Origin of the sequence: Serratia quinivorans (assembly GCF_052113645.1) — a bacterium.
Classification (GTDB): Bacteria; Pseudomonadota; Gammaproteobacteria; order Enterobacterales; family Enterobacteriaceae; genus Serratia; species Serratia quinivorans_B.
In genome coordinates this window covers 35,298-59,108 of the sequence record NZ_JBIEIU010000010.1, presented here as the reverse complement: position 1 = coordinate 59,108, position 23,811 = coordinate 35,298, and the positions used below count along the sequence as shown (strand labels likewise).

At 55.9% G+C, this 23,811-nt stretch carries 19 protein-coding genes and 1 other annotated feature; of the genes, 4 read left to right on the top strand and 15 right to left on the bottom strand.

Annotation, left to right across the window (positions count from 1 at the left end; all coding sequences use genetic code 11):
* Position 1 precedes the first annotated feature (1 nt).
* The 3 genes from lspA to ribF are packed head-to-tail and all read right to left on the bottom strand — an operon-like array spanning position 2 to position 4,298.
* Entirely contained in the window at positions 2-511 is a 510-nt protein-coding gene (gene lspA / locus ACGS9J_RS18150; protein ID WP_442232213.1) for a signal peptidase II, read from the bottom strand.
* Entirely contained in the window at positions 511-3,327 is a 2,817-nt protein-coding gene (gene ileS, locus ACGS9J_RS18145) for an isoleucine--tRNA ligase (protein WP_442232212.1), read from the bottom strand. The genes lspA and ileS overlap by 1 nt, the downstream gene beginning before the upstream one ends.
* 32 nt (positions 3,328-3,359) lie before the next feature.
* The gene (gene ribF / locus ACGS9J_RS18140) at positions 3,360-4,298 is read right to left on the bottom strand and encodes a bifunctional riboflavin kinase/FAD synthetase (protein ID WP_442232211.1); all 939 of its coding nucleotides are present in this window, start codon (positions 4,296-4,298) and stop codon (positions 3,360-3,362) included.
* A 390-nt stretch (positions 4,299-4,688) separates the two neighbouring features.
* Here ribF and rpsT point away from each other — a divergent pair, with 390 nt between their 5' ends.
* Positions 4,689-4,949 carry a 30S ribosomal protein S20 gene (gene rpsT / locus ACGS9J_RS18135; RefSeq protein ID WP_442232210.1) on the top strand — a complete coding sequence of 87 codons (261 nt, stop codon included), beginning with the start codon at positions 4,689-4,691 and terminating at the stop codon, positions 4,947-4,949.
* 70 nt (positions 4,950-5,019) lie between these two features.
* Here rpsT and nhaR read toward each other — a convergent pair whose 3' ends face one another.
* From nhaR to dnaK, 4 genes are all read right to left on the bottom strand, one after another.
* Positions 5,020-5,919, bottom strand: a complete 900-nt coding sequence (gene nhaR / locus ACGS9J_RS18130; protein ID WP_004950031.1) for a transcriptional activator NhaR — start codon at positions 5,917-5,919, stop codon at positions 5,020-5,022.
* Positions 5,920-6,113: 194 nt separating this feature from the next.
* Entirely contained in the window at positions 6,114-7,280 is a 1,167-nt protein-coding gene (gene nhaA, locus ACGS9J_RS18125) for a Na+/H+ antiporter NhaA (RefSeq protein WP_442232209.1), read from the bottom strand.
* Between the two features lie 235 nt (positions 7,281-7,515).
* The gene (dnaJ, locus tag ACGS9J_RS18120; protein ID WP_020825148.1) at positions 7,516-8,646 is read right to left on the bottom strand and encodes a molecular chaperone DnaJ; all 1,131 of its coding nucleotides are present in this window, start codon (positions 8,644-8,646) and stop codon (positions 7,516-7,518) included.
* 106 nt (positions 8,647-8,752) lie between these two features.
* On the bottom strand, positions 8,753-10,666 hold the full coding sequence (dnaK, locus tag ACGS9J_RS18115) for a molecular chaperone DnaK (RefSeq protein ID WP_020825147.1): 1,914 nt from the start codon (positions 10,664-10,666) through the stop codon (positions 8,753-8,755).
* Positions 10,667-10,990: 324 nt separating this feature from the next.
* On the opposite strand from dnaK, the gene satP reads away from it, so the two are divergent.
* Complete coding sequence (gene satP / locus ACGS9J_RS18110) at positions 10,991-11,590, top strand: acetate uptake transporter (protein ID WP_442232208.1); 600 nt, start codon at positions 10,991-10,993, stop codon at positions 11,588-11,590.
* Positions 11,591-11,643: 53 nt separating this feature from the next.
* Here the strand turns inward: satP and ACGS9J_RS18105 are convergent, their stop codons facing one another.
* The 3 genes from ACGS9J_RS18105 to tal form a co-directional block, all read right to left on the bottom strand.
* Positions 11,644-12,951 (bottom strand): MFS transporter, encoded by a 1,308-nt coding sequence (locus tag ACGS9J_RS18105; RefSeq protein WP_442232207.1) that lies wholly within the window; start codon positions 12,949-12,951, stop codon positions 11,644-11,646.
* Between the two features lie 124 nt (positions 12,952-13,075).
* A complete protein-coding gene (gene mog, locus ACGS9J_RS18100) occupies positions 13,076-13,663 on the bottom strand; it encodes a molybdopterin adenylyltransferase (RefSeq protein WP_442232206.1) in 588 nt (195 codons plus the stop codon).
* 150 nt (positions 13,664-13,813) lie between these two features.
* The gene (gene tal / locus ACGS9J_RS18095) at positions 13,814-14,767 is read right to left on the bottom strand and encodes a transaldolase (RefSeq protein WP_442232205.1); all 954 of its coding nucleotides are present in this window, start codon (positions 14,765-14,767) and stop codon (positions 13,814-13,816) included.
* Between the two features lie 384 nt (positions 14,768-15,151).
* Here tal and ACGS9J_RS18090 point away from each other — a divergent pair, with 384 nt between their 5' ends.
* Together ACGS9J_RS18090 and yaaA are read left to right on the top strand one after the other, a co-directional pair.
* Complete coding sequence (locus ACGS9J_RS18090) at positions 15,152-16,576, top strand: alanine/glycine:cation symporter family protein (RefSeq protein ID WP_442232204.1); 1,425 nt, start codon at positions 15,152-15,154, stop codon at positions 16,574-16,576.
* Between the two features lie 105 nt (positions 16,577-16,681).
* Complete coding sequence (yaaA, locus tag ACGS9J_RS18085; RefSeq protein WP_442232203.1) at positions 16,682-17,455, top strand: peroxide stress protein YaaA; 774 nt, start codon at positions 16,682-16,684, stop codon at positions 17,453-17,455.
* Positions 17,456-17,519: 64 nt separating this feature from the next.
* Here the strand turns inward: yaaA and thrC are convergent, their stop codons facing one another.
* The 5 genes from thrC to ACGS9J_RS18060 form a co-directional block, all read right to left on the bottom strand.
* Positions 17,520-18,809 carry a threonine synthase gene (gene thrC / locus ACGS9J_RS18080; RefSeq protein WP_442232202.1) on the bottom strand — a complete coding sequence of 430 codons (1,290 nt, stop codon included), beginning with the start codon at positions 18,807-18,809 and terminating at the stop codon, positions 17,520-17,522.
* A 3-nt stretch (positions 18,810-18,812) separates the two neighbouring features.
* Entirely contained in the window at positions 18,813-19,742 is a 930-nt protein-coding gene (gene thrB, locus ACGS9J_RS18075; protein WP_442232201.1) for a homoserine kinase, read from the bottom strand.
* Position 19,743: 1 nt separating this feature from the next.
* Positions 19,744-22,203 (bottom strand): bifunctional aspartate kinase/homoserine dehydrogenase I, encoded by a 2,460-nt coding sequence (thrA, locus tag ACGS9J_RS18070; protein ID WP_442232200.1) that lies wholly within the window; start codon positions 22,201-22,203, stop codon positions 19,744-19,746.
* 25 nt (positions 22,204-22,228) lie between these two features.
* Positions 22,229-22,347: a sequence feature (Thr leader region), on the bottom strand.
* Positions 22,286-22,354, bottom strand: a complete 69-nt coding sequence (thrL, locus tag ACGS9J_RS18065) for a thr operon leader peptide (protein WP_071998276.1) — start codon at positions 22,352-22,354, stop codon at positions 22,286-22,288. Its footprint overlaps the feature before it by 62 nt.
* 212 nt (positions 22,355-22,566) lie before the next feature.
* Entirely contained in the window at positions 22,567-23,253 is a 687-nt protein-coding gene (locus tag ACGS9J_RS18060; protein ID WP_442232199.1) for a tRNA/rRNA methyltransferase, read from the bottom strand.
* Positions 23,254-23,811 lie beyond the last annotated feature (558 nt).

Genomic DNA, 23,811 nt, shown 5'->3' with positions numbered 1-23,811 from the left:
ATTACTCACCTTTACTCTTTGCGCTTTTGCTCGCCGGTGACAAGAAGCCTTCCAGCACGATCATCGCCGCCCCTACGCAGATAAAGCTATCCGCCAGGTTGAAGGTCGGGTAGTGCCAGTCACCTACGTAAAAGTCGATAAAATCGACCACAAAACCGTGCCACAGGCGATCGAACAGATTGCCGAGCGCGCCGCCGATGATAAAAGCATAGGCGATATTGTTCAGCTTTTGCTGCGCCTGGCCGCGGTACATCATCACCAGCAGCACCGCCACGATAGCGACGGCGATGCCGGCAAAGAACCAGCGCTGCCAGCCGCCGTGGTCGGCGAGGAAGCTGAACGCGGCACCGTAGTTACGCGCATAAAACAGATTGAACGACGGGATCAGTGGCTGGGACTGGCCCAGCACAAAGTTACCGAGGATCCACTGCTTGCTGGCAAAATCCAGCACCAGCACTACCACCACCAGCCACAGCCAGCGCAGACCGGTCGAACAAATGGGTTTACTCATTAGGCAAACTTACGCTTTTCGCCGTCGCCGGCTACGTTGATCACACAGCGGCCGCAAAGATCTGCATGCTCCGCCACCAGGCCGATATCGGTGGTGTAATGCCAGCAGCGCGGGCACTTCTCACCTTCTGCGGTGCTGAAGGCAATTTTCAGACCTTTCACCAATTCTGACGTTTGTGCATCTGCCGGCGCATCGGCCAGAGGAGCAACGCGCGCCGCTGACGTCAGAAGCACAAAGCGCAGTTCATCCTGCAGGCTGTTGAGGCGTTCAGCCAGTTCACTGTCGGCATACAGCGTGACCGCCGCTTCCAGGGAGCCGCCAAGGCGTTTGTCGGCACGGGCCTGTTCCAACACCTTATTCACTTCGCCACGCACTTTCAGCAGCTCGGCCCAGAAGGCGTCGTTCATGCCTTCGCCTTCAGCCAGACCGAACAGGCCGTCGTACCACTCTTCAGTGAACACGTACTGCGCGCGTTTGCCCGGCAGGAAGCCCCAGATTTCATCGGCAGTGAACGACATGATCGGCGCCATCCAGCGCACCAGCGCTTCTGCAATGTGGAACAATGCGGTCTGGCAGCTGCGGCGGGCGACGCTGTCGCTTTTCGCGGTGTACTGGCGATCCTTGATGATATCCAGATAGAAGGAGCCCATCTCGACCGAACAGAACTGCATCAGGCGCTGCACTACTTCATGGAAATCGTAATTGGCGTAAGCCTGTTCGATATCCTTCTGCGCCGCCAGCGCACGACCCACGGCCCAGCGATCCAGCACCACCATATCTTCCGGTGCCACGCAATCGGTGCTCGGCTCAAACCCGTTCAGGTTGGCCAGCAGGAAGCGCGCGGTATTACGGATGCGGCGGTACGAATCGGCGGAGCGTTTGAGGATCTCGTCGGACACCGCAATCTCACCGGTGTAATCCGTAGAGGCTACCCACAGGCGCAGGATGTCGCCACCCAGCTTGTTCATCACGTCTTGTGGACTGATGGTGTTGCCGATGGACTTGGACATCTTGCGGCCCTGACCATCAACGGTGAAGCCGTGAGTCAGCACTTCCTTGTACGGTGCCTTGCCTTTCATCGCAGTGGAAATCATCAGCGATGACATGAACCAGCCGCGGTGCTGATCGGAACCTTCCAGATACATGTCGGCGCCGTGGCCCTGGAACTCAGGACGCACGTCGACCACGGAAGAGTGGGTAGAACCGGAGTCGAACCACACGTCCAGGGTGTCTGGCACTTTGACGTAGTCGGCGGCATCCGCGCCGAGAATATCGGCCGCGTCCAGATCCCACCAGGCTTGAATGCCGTCTTGTTCAACGCGTTTCGCCACTTCTTCCATCAGCTCAACGCTGCGCGGATGCAGTTGTTCGGTGTCTTTGTGCACGAACAGCGCCATCGGCACGCCCCAGGTACGCTGGCGAGAAATACACCAGTCAGGGCGGTTGGCCACCATGGTTTCGATACGTGCCTGACCCCATTCAGGGATCCACTGCACGCCTTTGATCTCTTCCAGCGACTGCTGACGCAGGCCTTTCTGATCCATGCTGATGAACCACTGTGGCGTCGCGCGGAAGATGATTGGCGTTTTGTGACGCCAGCAACATGGGTAGCTGTGAACCAGTTTTTCCACGTGCAGCAGTGCGCCTTTCTCACGCAGCAGCTCAACGATCAGATCGTTGGCCTTGAAGACAAATTTACCGTCCAGCAGCGGATGGGTGCCGGTCAGGTAGCAGCCATTCGGCCCCACCGGGTTGGCAATTTCCAGACCGTATTTCTGGCTGATGACAAAGTCATCCGGACCGTGACCACCGGCGGTATGTACCGCACCGGTACCGGCATCCAGCGTCACGTGTTCGCCCATGATCGCCGGCACGTCGAAGCCCATGAACGGGTGTTCGAAACGCATCAGTTCCAGATCGGCGCCTTTGCAGCTGCCCAGCACGGTCCATGCAGTGATGCCGAGACGCTTCATCACGCTTTCCACCAGCTCGGCCGCCAGGATCAGGCACTGGCCTTCTACCTGCACCAGTTGGTAAGCAAATTCCGGGTGCAAAGAAATGGCGCGGTTAGCCGGCAAGGTCCACGGGGTGGTGGTCCAGATCACCAGGGAAACCGGGCCGTTGAAGTTGATCACTTCAAACTTTGCGGCCACGGCAGCCGCGTCAACCGCGTGGAAGGCCACATCGATCGACGGTGAAGTTTTGTCGTAATATTCCACTTCCGCTTCCGCCAGTGAAGAGCGGCAGTCGGTACACCAGTGCACCGGCTTGGCGCCTTTCAGCAGGTGGCCGTTGTCGATGATTTTACCCAACGCACGGATGATGTTGGCTTCGGTTTTGAAGTCCATGGTCAGGTACGGGTGATCCCAGTCGCCCAACACGCCCAGACGGATAAAGTCCTTCTTCTGGCCTTCAACCTGCTCGGCGGCGTACTCGCGGCACTTCACACGGAATTCCGCCGCGGTGAGTTTCTCACCCGGTTTGCCGTACAGTTGTTCAACCTTCAGTTCAATCGGCAGGCCATGGCAGTCCCAACCCGGAACATAAGGCGAGTCGAAGCCGGACATCCCTTTTGACTTGATAATAATGTCTTTGAGAATCTTGTTAACCGAGTGACCAATGTGAATGCTGCCGTTCGCATACGGAGGGCCGTCATGCAAAATGAAGGATTTTTTGCCCTTTTTGGCAGTACGAATAATCCCGTACAGATCCTGTTCATACCAACGTTGCAGCATGCCAGGTTCACGCTTGGCCAGATCGCCGCGCATCGGGAACCCTGTTTCCGGCAAGTTCAGGGTATTCTTGTAGTCACTCATTAGATTCTCGGTTCCGTTTTCGGCTATAGAGATTAAACCGGTGTCTGTAGCCCGAAGAATTTTCGGGCCGTCACCACATCATTGGCGATTTGCTGCTTCAGGGCATCGAGCGAAGCAAAACGCTGTTCATTGCGCAATTTCGCGCGGAGCACCACGTCTATATGGCGCCCGTAAAGATCCATCGTGACATCCAGCAGGTGGACTTCCAACTGCTGACGCACGCCGGCAACGGTTGGGCGCGTGCCGATATTGGCAACGCCGGGGAGCGGTTCAGGCCCCAGGCCATAAACGTCTACCGCATAAACCCCTTTCACCGGCGCAACCAGGCGCTTGAGCGGCAGGTTGGCAGTGGGGAAGCCGATGGTTCGGCCCAGTTCATCGCCGTGCACCACCCGACCCGAAATGCTGTACGGGTGGCCCAGCAGCGTTTCAGCCTGAGCCAGGTCGTCATCGCGCAGCGCATTGCGGATCGCCGTGCTGCTGATACGTTGATCGCCCTCGCGGAAGGTCGGCGTGCTGATCACCTCAAAACCGTATTCTTTCCCGGCTTTTTGCAATAGCGGAAAATCGCCCTGGCGGGTTGCGCCAAAGCGAAAATCATCCCCGACCATCAGGAATTTTACGCCCAGTTTTTCCACCAGCAGCTCGGCGACGAACGCCTGTGCCGTATTGGCGGCAAAACGCGGATCAAACTTGACGCATAACAGGTAGTCAACGCCCGCCTGCGCCAGGTATTTGGCCTTGTCACGCAAACGCGTGAGACGGGCCGGTGCCTTGTCCGCTGCAAACATTTCCAGCGGCTGCGGCTCAAAGATCATGACCATCACTGGCAGCCCGAGGCGTTGCCCCTCTTGTTTCAGCTGCTCCAGCAACGCTTGGTGACCGCGGTGTACGCCGTCAAAGTTGCCGATGGTGAGCACGCAACCATGGTGGCGTGCCCGGATATTGTGAATGCCGCGAATTAGCTCCATAGCTGGCTCAAAACAGTGGAAATCGCCGGATTATACCTTGTACAGCGGTTAAGGTTAACCCGCGATTGGTGCCTTTATGTAATAGACATACCATACCGGAGATAATCTGCAGGTGAAACGCTCTAACCGCAGTTTATCCGGCGCTATCAACGCGATTACCGACTGCGGCCAAGGGGTTGCGGTCACCACGGCAAATCATTGGCGAATTTTCTCGCGAAAGACTGTATTCCCATGACCGAAGCTGGTAAAATCCTGCGCCATCACAACGTAGCAAGTGCCGCCCGTACAAACGGCGCTTATTTGCACAAATTCATTGACAAACGCGGGCTAAAAGGGCATATTCCTCGGCCTTCGAATTGTCCTCAATAGAATATATTTGGGAGTTGGACCTTGGCTAATATCAAATCAGCTAAGAAGCGCGCCGTACAGTCTGAGAAGCGTCGTAAGCATAACGCTAGCGGCCGCTCAATGATGCGTACCTACATCAAGAAAGTAGAAGCTGCTATCGCCACTGGCGACAAAGAAGCTGCGCAAGCTGCTTACGCTGTAATGAAACCAATCGTGGACCGCAAGGCTGCTAAAGGCCTGATCCACAAAAACAAAGCAGCACGCCATAAGTCAAACCTGTCGGCGCGCATCAACGCAATGTAATAAGCATCGTGTTGTCTGCTTGATAAAAAAACCGGCTCAGGCCGGTTTTTTTACGTCTGTCATACCCGGTCTAGTAGGCAAACAACGCAGAGAAGTCCTTGTTGCACACCCGCTGTACCGCCGGATGCTGGATCATGCGCTCGGCAAAGATGATGTAGTACTCTTCCTGCACGCTATCAATACGCCCAATCTCCACCACGTCATCATCGTTATAGGTATCCTGCGCGTACAGCGTCGGTGCAACGAAGATCGCGTTGTGGTACATGCCGAAGGTCTTCATCAGGGCCGCATCATCAAACTCGCCCAGGATCTCCACCTGAATGCCTTGGGTGTTAAACCAGTTAAGCAGCTTACGCCCCAGCATCGAGCGTCGACCGGGGATCAGCAGCTTGCGCTGTTCCAGGCAGGCGGGGAACGGCAGATCCGGCGCCGGCTGACGGCAGAAGAAGCTGATGCCGCATTCGCCCAGCTTGAGCGAAAACAACCCTTCCTGCTGGCTGGAGTCCACCGGGCAGTCTGACAGGATCATATCGAGCTTATGCTGACTGAGCTGCTCCAGCAGCATCTCGTGCGTCGATTCAAAACAACGCAGATGAATTTGCTCATTGTCCACCACCACCGCCGTCTCCAGGACCTGGCTGACCAAACGCTTGGACAGCGCATCCGCGACCCCCACGTCGAACAGCAGGTTGGACTCCTTGCGATAGTTGACGATATCCAGCATTTCCTGGCTGAGCATAAACATCTTGTCGGCATAGCGGAACACCAGCTGCCCCAACTCAGATGGCACCAGTCCACGTCCCTGTCGCTTGAACAGCTTGCCGTCCAAACGTTCCTCCAGCGCCTTGATCTGGCCAGTGATGGTCTGCGGCGTCAGAAACAACGCTTCGGCGGCGCCGACCACCGAACCTTCCTTGCAGACCTGCCAGAAGTAGTAAAGGTGATTAAAGTTGATATGCGACATCCTCACGAGGTGCTCTCCTTAACATTTCATCACGGCGAACGTTCGACCGTGACGAGCGACTAATGTCCTTTCCCTGTTTCAGACAACCTGTTGCTGCATTCGTCCCAAACAGAACGGCCGAAGCTGCACATATTTTACCCTGTGCAGCTCCGACCAGCTATTGTAGTGTGTCCCCGCGAACAGGGGATCCCCTAAAGGGGTTATCTGACTCGCGGTAAAGACATGCGCAACAGGCCGTACCCGACCACCGCCGCCGTGGTTGACCCAATCAGGATCCCCAATCGCGAGTAGGTGCTTAGTACAACATCCGCATCGCCAAACGCCAGTGATGCGATGAAAATCGACATGGTGAAACCAATACCACAGAGCACGGAAACGGCAAACACCTGTTTGAAACCAATTCCCTCGGGCAGCTTGGCAATGCCCAACTTCACCGCCAGCAGGCTAAAGACGAAGATGCCCAACGGCTTACCAATAAACAGACCTGCGGCAATCCCCACCGGCAGCAGCGAGGTTAGCCCGCTCAGCGACACGCCCTGTAATGAAACGCCGGCGTTGGCAAACGCAAACAGCGGCAGGATCAGGAACGCCACCCACGGATGTAGCTCGTGCTCTAACGTCTCTGACGGTGAAGGCCCTTTCTTCACGTTCAGCGGTATCATAAAGCCGATGATCACCCCGGCCAGCGTTGCGTGCACCCCAGATTTGAGGATAGCCACCCACAGCACCAGGCCGACAATCATATAAAGCGAGGTTTTCCCCACGCCGCGCCAGTTCATAAACGCCAGCACCGCGATAGCAGCCGCCGCCACACCCAACGCCGTCATCGAGACCTCGTGGGTATAGAACAGCGCGATAATCACGATCACCCCCAGGTCATCGATAATCGCCAGCGCCAACAGGAACACCTTCAGGCTGGTCGGTACGCGGTTACCCAGCAGCGCCATCACCCCGAGGGCAAACGCAATGTCGGTCGCAGCGGGGATCGCCCAGCCCTGGCGGGTCACTTCGTCCGCACCGTTAAACATCAGGTAAATCAATGCCGGTGCCAGCATACCGCCCAATGCGGCAATCGCCGGGAATACCGCCTTGTCACGGCCGGCCAATGAGCCTTGCATCAGCTCACGCTTGACCTCCAGCCCGACCACCAGGAAAAAGATCGCCATCAGGCCGTCGTTAATCCACAGCAACAGCGGCTTGGCGATCTCCAGTGAAGAAACCTTCACCATGACCGGCAAGTTGAGAAAAGCGTGATAAATCCCCTGGGCTGGGGTATTGGCCATGATCAACGCGATAATCGCGGCTACGATCAGGATAATGCCGCCCGCGGCTTCCTGACGTAAAAATTGACGAATGATGTTGGTCACAATACGTCTCTCCAGAGCAATGCGGGGCAAACCGCCCGCAGACAAAGTAATGGAATGAGTATAGACGGCGATTCAGTTCGATAAAATAAGTTTATAAATGCTTTAAACATCGTAAAAACCGAGCAATAAGCGATGTATGTCACATTTTTTATAAGGGTATTGGCGGGATCAATCACAATAAAAAAACCCCGGTTTTGACGCCGGGGTTATGCAGAACGCTAACGGTGACAGGAGCTTAACGCGTCAGGTCATCAAAAAACTTTTTCACGCCGTCGAAGAAGCTCTTCGAACGCGGGCTGTTTTTATCACCGGAAGGGCCACCCAGGCTCTCCTCCAGTTCCTTGAGCAATTGCTTCTGCTTGTCGTTCAGGTTAACCGGGGTTTCTACCACGACACGGCACAGCAGGTCGCCCTGGCTGCCACCACGTACCGATTTAACCCCCTTGCCGCGCATACGGAACAGTTTGCCGGTTTGGGTTTCTGTCGGTACCTTCAGCTTCACTCGGCCATCCAGCGTCGGCACTTCGATCTCGCCGCCCAATGCCGCCATCGCAAAGTTGATTGGCACTTCACAGTACAGGTTATTGCCTTCACGCTCGAAGATCGGGTGAGCTTTCACCTGAACCTGAACGTACAAATCCCCTGCCGGTGCGCCGTGCTCGCCCGCTTCACCCTCACCCGCCAGGCGGATGCGATCACCGGTATCTACGCCGGCCGGGATTTTCACCGACAGCGTTTTGGCTTTCTCTACCCGGCCGTGGCCATGGCAGCTGTTGCAAGGGTCTTTGATGATCTGACCGCGGCCATGACAGTGCGGACAGGCCTGCTGCACGGTAAAGAAGCCCTGGCGCATCTGCACCTGACCCTGACCGTGACAGGTTGGACAGGTCACCGGTGAGCTGCCTGGCTTCGCGCCGCTGCCGTGGCAAACGCCACACTCTTCCAGCGTCGGGATGCGGATCTCTTTGGTCACGCCACGAACCGCTTCCTCGAGGGACAGCTCCATGTTGTAGCGCAGATCAGAACCGCGGCTGGCGCGTTGACGGCGTCCACCACCGAAGATGTCGCCAAATACGTCGCCAAAGATATCGCTGAAGTCGGCACCGCCGCCACCAAACCCACCGCCGCCGCCCATGCCGCCCTGTTCAAACGCCGCATGGCCGTATTGATCGTAGGCCGCACGCTTTTGATCGTCGGTCAGAACTTCGTACGCTTCCTTGACCTCTTTAAATCTGGCTTCGGCGTCTTGATCCTGGTTGCGGTCAGGATGGTATTTCATCGCCAGGCGCTTATACGCCTTTTTGATCTCACGCTCTTCCGCCGTCTTGGAGACGCCGAGAATCTCGTAATAGTCTTTCTTCGCCATTATTTCTGTAACCCTTAACATGCGTGCACGGGCGTAGAGTTGCCTCGACGCCCGTGCTGGTTTCCGGTAACGGCCTCTCGGCCGTTCCGTGCCCGCTTAAGGGCGATTATTTTTTGTCTTTAACTTCTTCGAACTCAGCATCAACCACGTCGTCGTCTTTCTGCGCCGCGTTGTCAGCACCGGCATCAGCACCTTGCTGAGCCTGCTGCGCCTGAGCCATTTCCAGCAGTTTGCCGGAAACCTGCACCAGAGCCTGGGTCTTAGCTTCGATCTCGGCTTTATCTTCGCCTTTGACCGCAACTTCCAGATCTTTCAGCGCCGCTTCGATAGCCGTTTTGTCTTCCGCAGGCAGTTTGTCGCCCGCTTCTTCCAACTGCTTGCGGGTGCCGTGGATCAGGTGGTCGGCCTGGTTACGGGTCTGCACCAGCTCTTCGAACTTACGGTCAGCTTCGGCGTTCACTTCAGCATCGCGCACCATTTTCTGGATTTCTTCTTCGTTCAGACCAGAAGAAGCCTTGATGGTGATCTTCTGCTCACGGCCGGTATTCTTGTCTTTGGCAGACACGTGCAGAATACCGTCGGCGTCGATGTCGAAGGTCACTTCGATTTGCGCCATGCCGCGTGGAGCAGCCTGGATGCCGTCCAGATTGAACTGGCCCAGTGATTTGTTATCGTTAGCGCGTTTACGCTCACCCTGCAGCACGTGGATGGTTACCGCAGACTGGTTGTCTTCAGCGGTAGAGAACACCTGGCTGTGCTTGGTCGGGATGGTGGTGTTTTTGGTGATCAGCGGAGTCATCACGCTGCCCATGGTTTCGATACCCAGCGACAGCGGGGTAACGTCCAGCAGCAGAACGTCCTTCACATCACCGGCCAACACGCCGCCCTGTACCGCAGCACCCACCGCAACGGCTTCGTCCGGGTTAACGTCTTTACGTGGTTCTTTACCGAAGAAGTCAGCAACTTTCTTCTGAACCATTGGCATACGGGTCTGGCCACCGACCAGGATCACGTCCTGAATGTCGGAAACCGACAGGCCTGCGTCTTTCAGTGCCACTTTCAACGGCTCGATAGAACGCGCAACCAGATCTTCTACCAGTGACTCCAGTTTTGCACGGGTCACTTTGATGTTCATGTGTTTTGGACCGCTCGCATCTGCAGTAATATACGGCAGGTTTACGTCGGTCTGCTGAGCGGAAGACAGTTCAATCTTCGCTTTCTCAGCGGCTTCTTTCAGACGCTGCATCGCCAACGGATCGTTGCGCAGATCGAAACCTTGTTCTTTCTTGAACTCTTCCACCAGATAGTTGATCAGGCGGCTGTCGAAGTCTTCACCACCCAGGTGGGTATCACCGTTGGTTGCCAGAACTTCGAAGGTTTTCTCACCGTCAACTTCGTCGATTTCGATAATGGAGATATCGAAAGTACCGCCACCCAGGTCATAAACCGCGATGGTACGGTTGCCGACTTCTTTGTCCAGGCCGTAAGCCAGAGCCGCAGCGGTCGGTTCGTTGATGATACGTTTTACTTCCAGACCTGCGATACGGCCGGCGTCTTTGGTCGCCTGACGCTGTGCGTCGTTGAAGTATGCAGGTACGGTGATAACCGCTTCAGTTACCGGTTCACCCAGGTAATCTTCCGCCGTTTTCTTCATTTTCTTCAGCACTTCAGCAGAGATCTGCGGGGGTGCCACACGCTGGCCTTTCACTTCTACCCATGCGTCGCCGTTATCAGCAGCCACAATTTTGTACGGCATGATGTCTTTATCACGCTGTGCTTCTTCATCCTGGAAGCGACGGCCAATCAGGCGCTTGATCGCAAACAGGGTGTTTTGTGGGTTAGTAACAGCCTGACGCTTAGCAGGCTGGCCAACCAGAATTTCACCATCCTGGGTATATGCGATGATCGAAGGTGTAGTACGGTCGCCTTCGCTGTTCTCCAGCACGCGCGCTTTACCACCATCCATAATTGCTACACAAGAGTTGGTAGTACCCAGGTCGATACCAATGATTTTGCCCATCTAAACGTCTCCACTAATAAATTCATATTCGGTCAGGTTGCTAACCTATATGCGGGCGAATTTTTGCTTTTCAACTGCCCGACATTTCAGACTTACCCGCGGTCAGCAACTGCGGTTGCAAATAAGATGGGGCCATACAATCCAGCATCAAGGGGCAGGACGAAAAAAAATTCGTTTTTATCGCCACTCAGATCATTGTTTCCTGTTCCGGGGATCATTATGATGCCGCGCGCTCTGATGGAAGTTAGGGTTTTTTCGGCCATTCAGACCATTTATGAATTTACCTATCCATTTTCGTTACAATTCTGTTATCGCAGAGGACATATGCACACCAACAAGTTGGCGAATCCCGGCCCCCTCGGCCTGATGGGCTTCGGGATGACCACCGTCTTGCTGAACCTGCACAACGCGGGCTTTTTCCCATTGAACTCCTCCATCATCAGCATGGGGATTTTCTTCGGTGGACTGGCCCAGATTATGGCTGGCCTGCTGGAATACAAGAAAGGCAACACCTTCGGTATGACTGCCTTTATCTCTTACGGCAGCTTCTGGCTGAGCCTGGTTGGCCTGCTGTTGTTGCCACGCCTGGGCCTGGCCGAGCCGACCGACGCCAAGGTGCTGGGCATTTATCTGGCCCTGTGGGGCGTCTTCACCCTGTTCATGTTCTTTGGCACTCTGCGCGCCAACCGCGTGCTGCAGTTCGTGTTCGGCAGCCTGACGCTGCTGTTCGCCCTGCTGGCCATAGGTAACATCACCGGCAATCATGCCCTGCTGAACCTGGCCGGTTACGAAGGCATTATCTGCGGGGCCAGCGCCATCTACCTGGCGATGGCGGAAGTGCTCAACGAGCAGTTTGGCCGTACGGTGCTGCCGATTGGCGAGCCAAGCGTTAACAATGTGGAGCCGATTCGGGCAGTGGCGTAATCGCCTTTGGCCTGAAACGAAAAAGCCCTGCGATGAATTGCAGGGCTTTTTTTTCAGCTGTAAGAACCGGCGCGTTGGGCCTTGCTTTCGCTGTTCAGATCGCGGTGCAGGTAAATCCCCAACAACAACCCGATCCCCGACAGGGCCAATACGTAGTAAGCGGGTGCTAACGGGGTTAACTTCATGATCAATGTCACAAATATCGGGGTTAAACCTCCAAAAATAGCGTATGCGACATTATATGAGAACGAAATCCCGGTAAATCGCACTTCCGCCGGAAAAGCCCGCACCATGACATAGGGTACTGCGCCCACCACGCCAACGCTGAAGCCCACCAGCGCATAGCAGGCGAACAACATTTCCGGGTGTTCTCCCACCGTTCGATAAAACAGCCAACTGCATCCGGCCAACAATAGGCTGCCGACGATAAAGGTTTTGCTGGCGCCAAAGCGATCCGCCGCCAAACCGGCGGTGATGCAACCGGCAATCAGCATAATGGTGGCGATACTGTTCGCCTGCAGCGACAACGCCGGGGCAATGCCGAACTGCTTTTGCAGATAGGTGGGGGTCATCAGGATCACGACCACAATACCGGCGGACAGCAGCCAGGTCAGCAGCATCGACACTACCACTTCCTTGCGATGGTTCATCACCACGGATTTCAGCGGCAGCTCCCCGGCCAGGGCTTTGCGCGCCTGCATCTCGATGAAAATCGGCGTCTCCTGCAACCAGCGGCGCAGGTACATCGCCACCAGGCCGAAAATACCGCCCAGCAGGAAGGGAACGCGCCAGCCGCCTTCAGCAATGGTCTGTTGGCTGAGCGTGGTGTTGATCACCGTCGCCACCAACGAGCCCAGCAGGATACCGACCGTCAGACCGGCGGTCAGCGTGCCGCAGGCAAAACCGATGCGGCGGCGCGGTACGTGCTCGGCAACAAACACCCAGGCACCAGGGACTTCACCGCCAATCGCCGCCCCTTGCAGCACGCGCATCAGCAACAGCAACAGCGGAGCGGCAATCCCGATGCTGGCATAGGTCGGTAACAACCCCATGCCCAGCGTCGGTAACGCCATCAGCAAAATGCTCAGGCTGAACATTTTTTTGCGGCCGACCAAATCGCCGAAGTGAGCCATCACGATGCCACCCAGCGGGCGGGCCAGGTAACCGGCGGCAAAAATGCCGAAGGTTTGCACCTGACGCAGCCACTCAGGCATATCCGCCGGGAAGAACAGCTCGCCCATCACCGCCGCAAAGAAGACAAAAATGATGAAGTCATAGAACTCCAGCGCGCCGCCCAGAGCGGCCAACGTCAGAGTTTTGTAGTCTTGCCGGTTTAACCGGCGATTATTATCGTGAGGCATAGGGTACCGTCGGAGGAGACTGTTAAAATAAAAGCCTGCGGCTTTCTGTAAACGAATCCTTACTATAACGGCAAAATATTTTCACACCAGATCGCTTAGGGCTTATCCCACATAACGCTGAAATTTAGAGGTTTATCTCGCGGCGTGCATTCTTCGGGCGAAATGCTGCTACCACTTCAGCCTGGGTTTCCACATAAGGCCCCTCAAGCAACTGAATGCAGTACGGCACGCTGGCGAAGATGCCGTGTACCACCACTTTGCCCTGCTCATCCTTGACCCCTTCCAGCGTTTCCTTAATCGACTTGGGCTGGCCCGGCAGGTTAATGATCAGCGCCTGCTTGCGGATGGCTCCCACCTGACGTGAAAGAATTGCCGTTGGCACATAGTGTAGGCTGATTTGACGCATTTGCTCGCCGAAGCCGGGCATCACACGATCGGCGATCGCCAGCGTGGCGTCCGGGGTCACGTCACGTCGCGCCGGCCCGGTTCCGCCGGTCGTCAGCACCAGATGGCAGCCCATTTCATCCACCAGCTCACACAGGGTTTGCTCGATCAACGTTTGCTCATCGGGGATCAGGCGGGTTTCCAGTTTGAACGGGGTGGCCAGTGCGCCGGTCAGCCATTCTTCCAACGCCGGAATGCCCTTGTCCTGATAAACGCCGCCGGAAGCGCGGTCAGAAACAGAAACCAAACCAATACGTAATATGTCCATGCGTAACCTCTACAACCTAATGGGGTTCGAACGGGTTCATTTCCCGTCCTGTTATTCGTCCCGAGAGTATAAGGTGTCTGCCCGTGCCGGGGATCTGCGGGCATAAAAAAAGGCGGCCCAAGCCACCTTTTTCTGCGCTGATTGCGTGAATTACAGCAGATCGGCGATCATTTTTTCCAGCTTGCCCTGGTCCACGGCAAACTTGCGGATACCGTCGGTCAGTTTCTCAACCGCCATTGGATCCTGGTTGTGCTGCCAGTAGAACTCAGGCTCGGTCAACGCGGCAGGACGCGCTTTCACTTCGCCGGTGTAGGCCAGTTTACGTTCCAGGGAACCTTCGCTCTCTGCCAGCTCTTTCAGCAGCGCAGGGGCGATGGTCAGACGGTCACAACCGGCCAGTTCGATGATTTCACCGACGTTACGGAAGCTGGCGCCCATCACCACGGTTTTGTAACCGTGCTGTTTGTAATACTGGTAGATCTCGGTAACGGAAACCACACCCGGATCTTCGTTTGGCGCGAATTCTTTCTTGTCGCCGTTGGCTTTGTACCAGTCGAGGATACGGCCCACAAACGGAGAAATCAGGAACACGCCGGCTTCGGCACAGGCACGCGCCTGAGCGAAGGAGAACAGCAGCGTCAGGTTACAGTTGATGCCTTCTTTCTCCAACTGCTCTGCCGCGCGGATGCCCTGCCAGGTAGAAGCCAGTTTGATCAGGATGCGATCGTTGCTGATGCCGGCATCGTTGTACAGCTTGATCAGGCGCTTGGCCTTGGCAACGCTGGCGACGGTGTCGTAGGACAGGCGGGCGTCCACTTCGGTAGAGATACGGCCAGGAACCAGCTTAAGGATTTCCAGACCGATGTTGACCGCCAGCTTGTCAGCGGCGTCGGCGATTTGCTGTTCGCGATCGCTGCTCTGCTCGCGCGCCCAGGCAATGGCTTCGTCAATCAGTTTGCGGTATTCAGGAATTTGGGCTGCATTGAGGATCAGCGAAGGGTTAGTTGTAGCATCTTGCGGTTGATACAGCTTCATTGCCGCGATATCGCCCGTATCTGCAACCACGGTAGTGAGTTGGCGCAGGGAAGTTAATTTATCGGTCATGTTGGCATTATCTCATCGTTTGTGCATGAACTTTTGGCATCGTTCAACCATGCCCTGCCTTGATAATAACATGCGCAAGGCCCGGTGCAAGGCTGGAAAATCGCGGCCCGGCGGCGCGAGTTTTATCCTAGGACGAGCAACCGTTTACGCCCATATCTTTCGTCATTCCCGAGCTGATGAAAAGGCAATAACGTGCTATCGATTGAATAAATTATGTTAAATTCGCGAAAATTGATGCAATAGGGTCGGCAATCTGAGAAAAATCTCAATTGCTCGGAACCGGGCTGGTTTCAGCTAAGCTCTTGTAAAAATTAAATCAATGCATTTTCACCCGCAGTGGATACAGCGTGGTGCGCAACACATGACAATAATAAGGAGGGATCCGTGACGGACCTGATGAATTTTATAAATAATATTTTGTGGGGTTCGGTACTGATTTATTTGCTGCTCGGTACAGGCATTTATTTCACCCTGCGCACCCGCTTTATCCAGGTCCGCCATTTCAGCCACATGTTTTCGGTGCTCAGGCACAGCAACAAAAGCGACAGCGCAGGCATCTCCTCCTTTCAAGCTTTGTGTACCACTCTCGCCGCGCGCGTAGGTACCGGTAACCTGACCGGCGTGGCGATTGCCCTCACCGCGGGCGGCCCTGGGGCCATCTTCTGGATGTGGGTGGTGGCCTTCATCGGCATGGCCACTTCCTTTGTCGAAAGCAGCCTGGCGCAACTCTACAAAACCAAAGACGATCAGGGTAACTTCCGCGGCGGTCCGGCTTACTATATGGAGAAAGGGCTGGGCATGCGCTGGATGGGCGTGCTGTTCTCAATCTTCCTGATCATCGCCTTCGGGCTGGTGTTCAATGCCGTACAGGCCAACTCCATCGCCCAGGCTTCCGCCGTCGCTTTCAACGTGAAACCCTTGTATGTCGGCATCGCTCTGGTGGTCCTCAGCGGTCTGGTGATCTTCGGCGGCATTCGTTCCGTTGCCCGCGTGGCCGAATGGGTCGTGCCGCTGATGGCCGCCGCTTATTTGCTGCTGGCCTTCTGGGTGATTGGCCATAACATCGAGCAAATGCCGGCGATCCTGTCGCTGGTGCTCAAGAGCGCCTTCGGGCTGCAGGAAGCGGCTGCCGGCGCCGTCGGCTACGGCATTTCTCAGGCGATGACCCAGGGCGTTCAGCGCGGCCTGTTCTCCAACGAGGCCGGTATGGGGTCGGCACCCAATGCCGCGGCTTCCGCCTCGCCTTACCCGCCTCATCCGGCTTCTCAGGGTTATGTGCAGATGCTCGGGGTCTTTATCGATACCATCGTGATTTGCAGCGCAACCGCCGCGATCATCCTGTCCTCCGGCGTGCTGGATCAACCGGTGGCCAACGTCAGCGGTATCGACATGACTCAGAGGGCGTTGTCCGCCGCCGTCGGCAGTTGGGGCTCACCCTTTGTCGCCATCGCCATTTTCTTTTTCGCCTTTACCTCGATTATCGCCAACTATGCCTATGCCGAGAGCAACCTGGTGTTCCTTGAACGCAACCACCCGGCCGGCATGCTGGTTTTCCGTTGCGCCGCGCTGGGCATGGTGATGTTTGGCGCACTGGCCGAGTTGCCGGTGGTGTGGAAAATGGCGGACACCTCAATGGCGTTAATGGCCATCACCAACCTGACGGCCATTCTGCTGCTGTCGAAAGTGGCGCTGAAACTGGCCAACGATTACCACCGCCAACGCACGCTGGGGAAATTGCCCACTTTCGACGCCAACCGTTTCCCTGAGCTGAAATCTCAGTTGGAACCCGGCGTATGGGATAAAAACTGATTTTTTGCGGGCGCGTCTGGCACGCGCCCTGCCTATCAGACCCATTGACCCTTTTTCTCGCGCTTTTTGCTACAGTATCCGCTCTTGGATAAACAGGATCTGGCCATGCTCGTTATTATTTCACCTGCAAAAACCCTTGATTATGAAAGCCCGTTGGCGACAGAACGCTTCACGCAGCCGGAGCTGCTGGACAAATCGAAGCAGTTAATCAAAATCTGCCGTGAGCTGACGCCGGTACAAATCTCCAAACTGATGGGCATCAGCGATAAACTGGCCGGCCTGAACGCTGCTCGCTTTGGCGACTGGCAGCCCAAATTCACCCCGGACAATGCCCGCCAGGCCCTGTTGGCCTTTAAGGGCGATGTCTATACCGGTTTGCACGCACAGGACTTCAGCGAAGACGATTTTGACTTCGCCCAGCAGCATCTGCGTATGCTGTCCGGCCTGTACGGTGTGCTGCGCCCGCTCGATCTGATGATGCCTTACCGCCTGGAAATGGGCATCAAACTGGAAAACGCCAAGGGCAAGGATTTGTACAGTTTCTGGGGCGAACAAATCACCAAAAAGCTTAATGAAGCGCTGGAGCAGCAGGGGGATGACGTGGTGGTCAATCTGGCCTCCGACGAATATTTCAAATCGGTGAAGCCGGCCAAACTGCACGGCACGCTGATTAAACCGGTGTTCCTCGACGAGAAGAACGGCAAATACAAAGTGATCAGCTTCTACGCCAAGAAGGCGCGCGGATTGATGAGCCGCTTCATCATCAAAAACCGCCTGACGCAGTGCGAACAACTACTGGGTTTCAATCTGGAAGGCTACGCTTTTGACGAAGCCGACTCCAAAGGCAACGAACTGGTGTTCAAACGCCCCGAGCAGTAAGCCATCCCAGTCATAAAAAAGCCGTCGCAATGACGGCTTTTCGATTTTATGAGCCCGATGAGATTCAGGCAGGCAAGGCCATCAGGAACTTACGCAGTTCGCTAAAACCGGCCGGCAGGCTGTGAGACAGCAGCGGCAAATCGGCACGCAGCGCCAGCGCCTTCGGCAGCGGCAGCTCCTGACCAAGAATTTCCTCTACGCTCTCTTTGAACTTGGCTGGATGCGCGGTACCGAGGAACAAACCAAACTCCCCTTCCTTCAACTGGTCACGCAGCGCGCGATAGGCGATTGCGGCGTGCGGCTCAGAAAGGTAACCCAACTGCGCCAGTTCACGCATGCTGTCCTTGGTGGTTTCATCACTCACCGTGGCATGCCCCAGCTCTTTCAACTGCCAGATCTTGCGACGGAACAGTTCTTCTACCCGCGGCCAGTTGTTCGGCTGACTGACGTCCATCGCATTCGACAGCGTAGCCACCGTGGCATGCGGCTGCCACTGACCATTCGTCAGGAAGCGCGGCACGGTGTCGTTGGCATTGGTCGCGGCGATAAAACGCTTCACCGGCAGGCCCAGCGATTTGGCCAACAGACCGGCGGTCAGATCGCCGAAGTTGCCGCTTGGCACCGAGATCACCAGTTGATTACGGGCTTCCTGCGGCAGTTGCGCCACCGCTTCGAAGTAGTAGCAAATCTGCGCCAGCAGACGGCTGATGTTGATTGAGTTTGCCGAATTCAGGTGCAGCGCTTCTTTCAGCTCCTGATCGTCAAATGCCTGTTTCACCAATGCCTGACAGGCGTCGAAGTCGCCGTCAATCGCCACGGTATGGATGTTGCCGCCCAGGGTACAGAACAGCTTTTCCTGCAGCGGGCTGATTTTGCCCTGTGGGTAAAGGATCACCACGCGAACATTTTTCAGGCCGTAGAAAGCATGCGCCACCGCCGCACCGGTATCGCCGGAGGTCGCCGTCAGAATTGTCACCGGCTGATCGCCCGCCACTTCCGCCAGCATTTGCGCCATAAAGCGGCCGCCGAAATCTTTGAACGCCAGCGTCGGGCCGTGGAACAGCTCCAGACAGGCGATGTCATCTTCCACTTTCGCCACCGGCGCCGGGAACTCGAAGGCCGCCGCCACACGCTTATGCAGGGCTTCTTCGGAAACTTCGTCACCAATAAACGCCGACAGGATGCGGCTGCTGCGGGTGACAAAGTCCTGTTCCAGCAGATGGTCGATTTCGGTCAGCTCAAACTCCGGCAATTCCAGCGGGAAAAACAGCCCTTGCTGTTTGCCCAGGCCTTGTTTGATCGCCTGTGCGAAGCTGACCTGCTCGTTGTGATCCTTAAGGTTGTACAGTTTCATGCGTTATCCCAGTAGTCGTGCGCCTGCGGTATCCAGACGGCAAATATGAACAAAACCTTCGTCGTTTTGCAGATAGTGATTAGTCAGCCAATCGGCCATGCGTTGCGCCGTCGCACTGTCGTCACAGACGGCGAACAGCGTCGGGCCGGAGCCGGAAATGCCGCAAGCCAGCGCACCTATATCCTGCGCGGCTTTACGTGCATCGGCAAAGCCCGGCAACAGGCGGGTGCGGTACGGCTCGGCAATCACGTCCTGCATCAGTTTGGCGGCCAAACGTGGCTGCTGGGTGTGGCAGGCGTGGATAAAGCCCGCCAGATAGCGGCCGTGACTGATACAGTCCTGACGACGATACTGCGCGGGCAAAATCGCGCGCGCTTCGGCGGTGGAGACCTTGATGCCCGGATAGGCCATCACCCACAGCCAGTCTTTAAAGCATGGCACTTCCTGGCTGATGAAGCCTTCTTCTTCCAGCATCAACTGCAGGCCACCGAGGTAGCAAGGGGCCACGTTGTCGTAATGCACGCTGCCGGAGATACGGCCTTCCAGCTCGCCCATCAGGCCCAGCAGGGTCATTTCGTCCAGCGGTCGGTTGCAGAATTCATTCATCGCCATCAGCCCGGCGACCACCGAACAAGCGCTGGAACCCAGCCCTGAACCGATCGGCATGTTTTTCTCCAGTCGCATCGCCACCGGAACCTGACGACCGATCTCCTGGCAGAAACGCTCCCAGCACTGGTAAACGATATTCTCTTTCGGATCGTCCGGCAGTTTGCTGACGAAGCGACCGGCATTCTGCAGGCTGAACGTTTCGGCAGCCTCCACGCTGACGCAGTCGCCCAGCAAGGTGCCGTCGATCGGCGACACCGCTGCACCCAGAACGTCGAAGCCGACGCTTACGTTGCCAATTGAGGCCGGCGCATACACCTTAACCATATTAAACTCCCAACTTCCATGACAGTGTGCGCAACAGGTCGGCAAAGACCCCTGCTGCGGTCACATCGTTACCGGCACCGTAGCCACGCAGCACCAGCGGCAACGGCTGATAGTAACGGCTGTAGAAAGCCAAGGCGTTCTCGCCGTTCTTCACTTTATACAACGGATCGTTGCCGTCTACCGCATCAATGCGTACCTGACAGCGGCCATTTTCAATCACGCCGACGTAGCGCAGCACCTTGCCCTGTTCGGCAGCGTTGGCCACGTTGCGAGCGTACTCTTTGTCCAGCTCAGGCAGGCGTGCCATAAAGGTTTCCACATCCCCGGAGGCATCAAAGGAAGGCGGCAGCGCCGACTCGACCTCGATATCCTCCAGTTCCAGCTTATAACCGGCTTCACGGGCCAGGATCAGCAGCTTGCGGGCGACGTCCATGCCGGAAAGGTCATCGCGCGGATCCGGCTCGGTATACCCCTTGGCCTTGGCCTCCAGGGTCGCTGCCGACAACGACATGCCCTCGTCCAGTTTGCCAAAAATAAACGACAGCGAACCGGACAGAATACCGGAGAAGCGCGTCAGCTCGTCACCGGCGTTCAGCAGGTTTTGCAGGTTCTCGATCACCGGCAAACCCGCGCCGACGTTGGTGTCGTACAGGAACTTGCGGTGTGAGCCGGCAGCGGCGGTGCGCAACTGTTGGTAATAGTTCATCGACGAGGTGTTAGCCTTTTTGTTTGGCGTCACCACGTGGAAACCGTCGGCCAGGAAGTCGGCGTATTGATCGGCAACCGCCTGGCTGGAGGTGCAGTCGACAATCACCGGATTCAGCAGGTGATACTCCTTCACCAGACGAATCAAACGCCCCAGGTTGAACGGCTCCTGCGCACCGGCCAACTCATCACGCCAGCTTTCCAGCTGAATGCCGTGTATGTTGGTCAGCATGGCGCGTGAGTTGGCGATGCCGCACACCCGCAGATCGATATGCTTTTGTTTCAGCCAAGGCTGCTGGCGGTAGATCTGTTCGATCAACGCCCCACCCACACCGCCGACACCGATGACAAACACTTCAATCACCTGATCGGTGTTGAACAGCATCTGGTGGCAAACGCGCACCCCGGTGGTGGCGGACTCATTGCTGACCACCACCGAAATGGAGCGTTCGGAGGAACCTTGGGCGATAGCGACAATATTGATATTGGCGCGTGCCAGCGCGGAGAAGAAGCTGGCTGAGATGCCACGCAGGGTACGCATGCCGTCGCCGACCACCGAGATGATCGCCAGCTGCTCCATCACGTCCAGCGGCTCCAGCAGACCGTCTTTCAATTCAAGGTAGAACTCGTCTTCCAGCGCGCGGCGCGCACGTTGCAGTTCGCTCTGCGGTACGCAGAAGCTGATGCTGTACTCGGAGGAAGACTGGGTGATCAACACCACCGAGATACCGGCGCGCGACATCACGGCGAACACCCGCGCAGCCATGCCGACCATGCCCTTCATCCCCGGACCGGAAACGTTGATCATCGCCATGTTATTCAGGTTGGTGATGCCTTTCACCGGCGTATCGGAGTCCAGATTTTCGCCGCCAATCAGCGTGCCTGGAGCCTGCGGATTAGCGGTGTTTTTGATCAGGCAAGGAATTTGGAACTGGGCGATAGGGGCAATGGTGCGGGGGTGAAGGACGCTGGCGCCGAAATAGGAAAGCTCCATGGCCTCCTGATACGACATCGATTTCAGCAACCTGGCATCCGGCACGGTGCGCGGGTCACAGGTATAAACGCCATCGACGTCGGTCCAGATTTCGCAACAGTCGGCACGCAGGCAGGCAGCCAGCACCGCGGCTGAGTAGTCGGAACCGTTACGGCCCAGCACCACCAATTCGCCCTTGTCGTTACCGGCGGTGAAACCGGCCATCAGCACGATGTGATCCGCCGGGATCCCCGCAGCGGCAATACGCAGAGTCGATTCCGCGATGTCCACCGTGGATTCCAGGTAGTGCCCCTGCGCCAACAGTTTCTCAACCGGGTTGATCACCGTGACCGGGAAACCTTTGGCGCGAAACACCCCTTCCATGATGGCGATGGAGAGCTTTTCGCCACGGCATATGATGGCCGCATTCACGCTGTCCGGGCACTGCCCCAGCAACGCGACGCCATGCAGCACCTGCTTCAGTTGGGAAAACTCCTGATCGACCAAAGACTTGAGGCGATCGTATTCAAAGCCGGGCAGTGCCTGCGCCAGACCGCTCAGCAGGTCGGCGAAGATGCGTTCTGCATCGCTCATATTTGGCAGAATGTCTTGCCCTGCTACCGTTTTTTCAATCATCGCCACCAAGTGGTTGGTGATTTTAGCCGGAGCAGACAATACCGTGGCTACCTGTCCCTGACGTGCGTTACTTTCCATGATGTCGGCGACGCGCAGAAAACGTTCTGCATTCGCTACCGAGGTTCCGCCAAATTTCAGCACTCGCATTTCTTATCTCTCCCGAATTTAAGCCGAAAAAAAAGCCCGCACTGGTTAGGTGCGGGCTTTTTTCTTTTGTTTCCTGTACGCGTCAGCCCGCCCCGTTACCTGTGGTATCGGTGGTGGTAATAATTGTTGTGTTCAGGCTGATATTTCGCATTTTGTCTGTCTGTCTCATTAAATACTCTGTCCCCTCTATTGGTTAAAGCAATCGCTATCCCAAGTCAAATTATTTCTTGTTTTTGCTCATTTATCACCCAACACAGCAACTGAGCGATGCGATAGCTGAAAAGCCAGATGGCAGAACAAAAAGACAGACAGGCGGCAAATTTGCAGTGGATCACACTGCAAAATTAGCCATGTTTACGGGTATCACTTTGTCAGTTTTTTTTCGATATCGTGCAACAAAGTATGCAGCATCGCCGTGTCCCGCTGTTGCAGAACGCCAAGCCGTTGATGCAACCAGTCGCGCAATTTTCGATCGTCACTGACCTCCAACGCCGCCAATAAACCGTCAGCACGCTGACGCAACGCCTTGAGCTGTCCTTCGTTGGCCACCGGCTCCTGCGGTGCACCAACGTTCATCAACTCCGACAATTGATAGCAGTACACCATTACCGCCTGGCCGAGATTCAGTGAAGGGTAATCCGCCTGCATCGGCACGCCGGTCAGCAGATCGGCCAGCTCCAGCTCTTCATTGGTCAGCCCGGAATCTTCGCGGCCAAACACCAATGCCGCCTGGTTCACCCACTGGCGGCGCTCATTCAACTGGCCCAGCAGTTGTTGCGGCGTGCAGTAATAATGAAAACGCGCTCGGCTGCGGGCCGTGGTGGCCACGGTGAAATCCACGTCCGCCAGCGCCTGCTCCAGAGTCGCGAAAGTTTGCACGCCGTCGAGGATTTCCCCTGCGCCATGAGCGACCCAGCGAGCGGCCGGCTGCAGGTGAGCCTCACTGTCGACGATACGCAACGAAGTGAAGCCCATGGTTTTCATTGCCCGCGCCGCAGCGCCGACGTTTTCCGGCCGTGCCGGAGCCACTAAAACAATATGAAGCTGCATCAATACTCCGCAGAATAAGGGATCGAGAGTTTTTGACTGTTCAGGATAGTCTGATTACATTTACAAATGTGCAACAATAATCCCACAGGTCGCGATAGACAGGATTAAATGCGTTATTGGCCTGATAAATGGCACGGAATACATATTATTACTTCTTATGATTTACTATTCTTATTAATCAAGGTGTTAATATAACTGCTTTATCAATAAGCCGTTAATTCTACCCCATTAGGCGCAACAATGCTGAATCGTACACAGAATTTAGGCTTCTGTGACTTAAGCTGGCATTTCTGTAAGTGTTTTTCACAAAACTGTTAACGTGCTACAATTGAATTTGATATATGTCAACAAAGCTTAGTTTTGTTGGGTGATGAATTCGGTACGCACTGTTATATTGCTGTTAATAGGGTTAGGATATGCGCCGTTTTGGCACCTTTGGGGATGTAAGGAATAGCAGCCCCACCAAGCTAGCGATCTTGTTGACATGAGATGGAAAGTGCATCAAGAACGAGTTTACGTACTGTAGTCATTTGGTAAGAGGGAACGTGAGCGCTAATC